Origin of the sequence: Kitasatospora sp. MY 5-36, from assembly GCF_001182915.1 — a bacterium.
In the GTDB taxonomy this organism is placed as follows: domain Bacteria; phylum Actinomycetota; class Actinomycetes; order Streptomycetales; family Streptomycetaceae; genus Kitasatospora.
This window is the reverse complement of the sequence record NZ_LFVW01000550.1, coordinates 1-5,136: the sequence shown is the minus strand read 5'-3', so window position 1 is coordinate 5,136 and position 5,136 is coordinate 1. Positions and strand designations below refer to the sequence as shown.

Sequence of the window (5,136 nt, the reverse complement as noted above, 5' to 3'; positions counted from 1 at the left end):
TGCCCGAGCCGCGGACCGCGCCGGAGGGCAGGGCGGCCGGCCGCCCGCCGCGCACCCCCGCCGAGCAGCTGATCGCGGCGGTCTGGGCGGACGTGCTCGGGGTGCCGGAGGTCGGCGCCGACGACAACTTCTTCCACCTGGGCGGCGATTCGCTGACCGCCGTCCGGGTGGTGGGCCGGGTCTTCGACGTCTTCGGCATGGTGTCGCCGTACACCATCTTCGACGCGCCGACCCTGGCCGGGTTCGCCGCCGCGGTGACCTCCGCGACCGGCGGCGCGCGCCCGGCCCCGGTGCGCTCGGGCGCCGCCGAGGCCCCGCTGTCGAAGTTCCAGCGCGGCCTGTGGTTCCTCGACCAGTGGAACCCGGACGCGCCGACCTACGTGGTGCCCTGGGTGTTCCGCTTCTCCGGGCCGGTCGACCCCGGGCTGCTGCGGCGGGCGCTGGCGGGGGTGGTGGAGCGGCACGAGAGCCTGCGGACCACCTTCGAGCTCGCCGAGGACGGCCCGCGCCAGGTCGTCCACCCCTCCGTGGAGCTGCCGTTCACGCTCACCGAGACCACAGCCGACCGGGTGGACGAGCTGGTCGCCGAGGCCGCGCTGGAGCCCTTCGACCTGGCGCGGGGACCGCTGGTGCGGGCCCGGGTCTTCCGGGCCGGCGGGGCGACCACGCTGCTGCTGCTCCTCCACCACATCGTCTGGGACGAGGGCTCGCTGCCCGTGCTGGAGGCCGAACTCCAGGAGCTGTACGCCGCGCTGGCCGAGGGCCGCCCGGCCGAGCTGCCGGAACTCGCTGTCCAGTACGGCGACTACGCCGCCTGGCAGTACCAGGACGACACCGCGGAGAAGCAACTCGACTACTGGCGCGAGCAGTTGCGCGACGCGCCGACCGCCGACGCGCTGGCGCCGGACCGCCCCCGCCCCGAGGAGCAGGCCTTCCGCGGCGCCTTCCACCGCTTCGCCATGCCCGGCCCGGTGGCCGAGGCCGTCCGGGCGCTCGCCCGCAGCGAGGACGCCACCCCGTTCATGGTGCTGCTGGCCGGGCTGGCGCTCACCCTGCACCGCCGCTCCGGGCAGCGCGACCTGGTCCTCGGCTCGCCGGTGAACGCCCGCGGCCGGGCCGAACTCGACGGCCTGATCGGCTACTTCGTCAACCTGCTGCCGCTGCGGCTGAAGCTGGAGGAGGGCGCCTCCTTCCGCGAGCTGGTCCGGCACGTGCGCGAGGTGTCGATCGGCGGCTACCGGCACCAGGAGGTGCCCTTCGACGACATCGCGAACGCCGTGCTCGACGAGCGCCCCGAGGACCGCAACCCGCTCTGCCAGGTGCTGCTGGAGCTGCACCCGCTGGACCCCCGGCCGTTCACGGTCGGCGGGCACGCCGTCACCCGCTCCCTGCACTCCAACCCGGTCTCCCGCTTCGACCTGTCCGTCTCGGTGGACGACCTCGGCACCGGCTTCACCGGGCGCTTCGAGTACGACAGCGACCTCTTCGACCCGGCCACCATGGCCGGCCTGTGCGAGGAGTGGCTGGGCACCCTGGCCGCCGCCGTCGAGGTGCCGGTGCACGCCCTGTTCGAGGCGCGGGCCGCCCGCGAGCCGGGCGCCGTCGCCCTGGTGTCCGGCGAACGGACCGTCGGGTACGGCGAGTTGAACGCCGCCGCGAACCGGCTCGCCCGCCACCTGGCGGGCCGGGGCATCGGCCGCGGCGACACCGTCGCCGTGCTGACCGAGCGCGGTCCGGAGCTGGTCACCGCCCTGCTGGCGGCCCTCAAGACCGGCGCCGCGTACACCCTGCTCGACCCGGACTTCCCGGCCGAGCGGCTGGCCGGCGCCGTCGCCGACACCGGCGCCGCCACGGTGGTCACCCACCGGCACGCCACCGTGCCGTTCGCCGTCCCCGGCCAGGTGGACCTGGACGCCTCGGCCGCCGACCTCGCCCGGTACCCGGCCCACGACCTCGGCCTGCCGGTCGACGGCGCCGACCTCGCCACCGTGATGTTCACCTCCGGCTCCACCGGCCGCCCCAAGGGCGTCGCCGTCCCGCACCGCGCGCTCACCACCACCTACCTCGGCCAGGACTACGCCCGCTTCGGCCCCGACGAGGTCTGGCTGCAGTGCTCGCCGGTCTCCTGGGACGCCTTCGCGCTGGAGCTGTACGGCGCGCTCTGCTTCGGCGGCACCTGCGTCCTCCAGCCCGGCCAGCGTCCCGACCCGCAGACCGTCGCCGAGCTGACCCGCCGCCACGGCGTCACCCAACTCCAGCTCTCCGCCAGCCTGTTCAACTTCCTGCTGGAGGAGTTCCCGGAGACCTACGACGGCCTGAGGCTCGCCTTCACGGCCGGCGAGCGGGCCTCCACCACCCATGTCGCCAAGGCCCTGGAGGCCTACCCGGGCCTGGTCGTCGCCAACGGCTACGGCCCGGTGGAGAGCCTCGGCCTGACCACCTGCCACCGGGTCGGCCCCGCCGACGCCGCCGGCGGCTCCATCCCGATCGGCGTCGCGCTGCACGGCAAGGGCGTCCTCGTCCTGGACGAGCGGCTGCGCCCCGTCGCGCCCGGGGTGACCGGCGAGCTGTACGCCACCGGCGGCGGCCTCGCCCACGGCTACCTCGGCCGGTCCGCCCTGACCGCCGAACGCTTCGTCGCCTCCCCGTACGGCGCCCCCGGCGAGCGCCTCTACCGCACCGGCGACCTCGGCCACCGCACCGCCGAGGGCCTGCTGGAGGTCACCGGCCGGATCGACGACCAGGTCAAGATCCGCGGCTTCCGGGTCGAACCCGGCGAGATCGAGGACGCGCTCACCCGCCACCCGGCCGTCCGGGAGGCCGCCGTCGCCGTCCACGAGCCCGCCCCCGGCGACCGCCGGCTCGCCGCCTACGTCACCGTCGCCGCCGGCGCCCCCGGCCCGGACGCCCTGCTCGACCACCTGGCCGGCCTGCTGCCCGAGCACATGCTGCCCGCGACCCTGGACGTCCTGGCCGCGCTGCCGCTCAACCACAACGGCAAGGTGGACCGCAAGGCGCTGCCCGCCCCCGCCGGGCGCCCGGCCGCCTCCGACGAGGACGCGACGGCCGACGAGGCCGCCGACCCGCTGACCGAGGCCGAACGCCTGGTCGCCGAGGCGGTGCGCGAGGTGCTCGACCTCGCCGAGGTCGGCCGCGAGGACAACTTCTTCCGGATCGGCGGCAACTCGCTGGCCGCCGTCCGGGTCGCGATGCGGCTGTCCCGGGAGACCGGCAGCCGCGTCCCCCCGCAACTGGTGTTCCGGGCCCGGACCGTGAGCGCCATCGCCGAACGGCTGGCCGCCCGGTGACCGGCCGCACCGCACACGAAGGGAACGAGGCCGTGAGCCCGTCCGACCACCCGGCGCGCACCGCGCCCGTCTCCGGGCTGCAACGCGGCCTCTGGTTCCTCGACCGCCTCGACCCGAAGGCCGTCACCTACTGCACCCCCTGGACCCTCGACGTCACCGGCCCGCTCGACCTCGCGCTGCTCCGACGGGCGCTGGACGCCGTCACCGCCCGGCACGAGACCCTGCGCACCACCTTCGCGCTGCACCCCGACGGCCCCCGCCAGCACGTGCACCACCGGCTCGCCGTGCCGCTCGCGGAGACCGACCTACGGGACCTCCCCGACCGGGCCGCGCGCCTGGAGGAGCTGCTCGCCGCCCGCTGCGCCGAGCCCTTCGACCTGGCAGCCGGCCCGCTGCTGCGCGCCGAGGCCTTCCGGCTCGCGGACGAGCGCACCACCGTGCTGTTCACCGTCCACCACATCGTCTGGGACGGCTGGTCCGCCGAGGTCTTCGAGCGCGAACTCGCCGAGCTGTACGACGCGGCGCTGCGCGGCCGGGAGCCCGAACTGCCGGAGCTGACCGTGCAGTACGCCGACCGCGCCGAGGAGGAGCTCGGCACCTCCTACGAGGAGCACCTGACCTACTGGAAGGAGCAGCTGGACGGCGCCCCCGCGCTGCTGGAGCTGCCCACCGACCGGCCCCGGCCCGCCGAGCGCGGCGCGGCCGGCCGCACCGAGGGGTTCGACCTCGCCCCGGGGACGGCGGCGCGGGTCCGCGCCCTGGCCGAGACCGAGGGCGTCACCCCGTTCACCGTCCAACTGGCCGCCTTCGCCCTGCTGCTGAACCGCTGGACCGGCGCCGACGACCTGGTGGTCGGCACCCCGGTCACCACCCGCGACCGGCCCGAACTGGAGCACCTGCTCGGCTACTTCGTCAACCTGCTGCCGCTGCGCCTGCGGCTCGCGCCCGCGCTGAGCTTCCGGGACCTGCTGGAGCACGTCCAGGACGTCGCCTTCGAGGCCTACGGCTACCTCGACCTGCCCTTCGACCAGATCGTCGACCGGCTCGGCGCCGCCCGCAGCGCCCAGCACCCGCCGCTGGTCCAGGTGGTGTTCGGCGCCCACGGCGAGGACCGCACCCCGCTGGCGCTCGGCCCGGCGGCCACCGCCCGCAGCCGGGTGCGCTCCAACGGCACCAGCAAGTTCGACCTCACCTGGTCCGTCTTCGACGGGGGAGACGGCGGAGAGCTGCGCGGCGAGGCCGAGTACCGCGGCGAGCTGTTCGACCCGCAGACCGTCCGCCGGCTGGCCGCCGAGTTCGACGCCCTGCTCGCCGCGGCCCTGGACGACCCCGACGCCACCGTGCTGCGGCTGACCACCCGCCCCGCCGAGGGGGCCGCGGCCACCGACACCCCCGGCCACTGCCTGCACCACCTGTTCGAACGGGCCGCCGACGCCCACCCCGACCGGCCCGCCGTCAGCGACCCCGACCGCACCCTGGGCTACGCCGAACTCGACCGCCGGGCCAACCGCCTCGCGCACGCCCTGCGCGCCCGGGGTGTCGGCCCCGGCGACCGCGTCGGCATGCTGCTGGACCGCACCGCCGACGTCCTGGTCACCGTCCTCGGCGTGCTCAAGACCGGCGCCGCCTACGTGCCCGTCGACCTGGCCGCCCCCGCCGACCGCACCGCGCTGGTCTTCGGCGACACCGGCGTCGCCCTGGTCGTCACCGACCGCCCGGACCTGGTGCCCGAAGGCCCCTGGCAGGCCTACGACCTGACCGCCGAGGCCGCCGACCTGGCCGCCCGCCCCGACACCCGCCCGCCGGCCGCCGGCCGCCCCGGCGACGT

The 5,136-nt window shown here is 76.1% G+C and carries 2 protein-coding genes; both read left to right on the top strand.

What is annotated here, in order from left to right; all coding sequences use genetic code 11:
* Positions 1–3,308: non-ribosomal peptide synthetase (locus tag AE652_RS29750; protein ID WP_049657064.1), on the top strand; the 3,308-nt coding region annotated here is incomplete at its 5' end.
* Positions 3,309–3,340: 32 nt separating this feature from the next.
* On the top strand, positions 3,341–5,136 hold a 1,796-nt coding region (locus AE652_RS29745), incomplete at its 3' end, for a condensation domain-containing protein (RefSeq protein ID WP_199823161.1).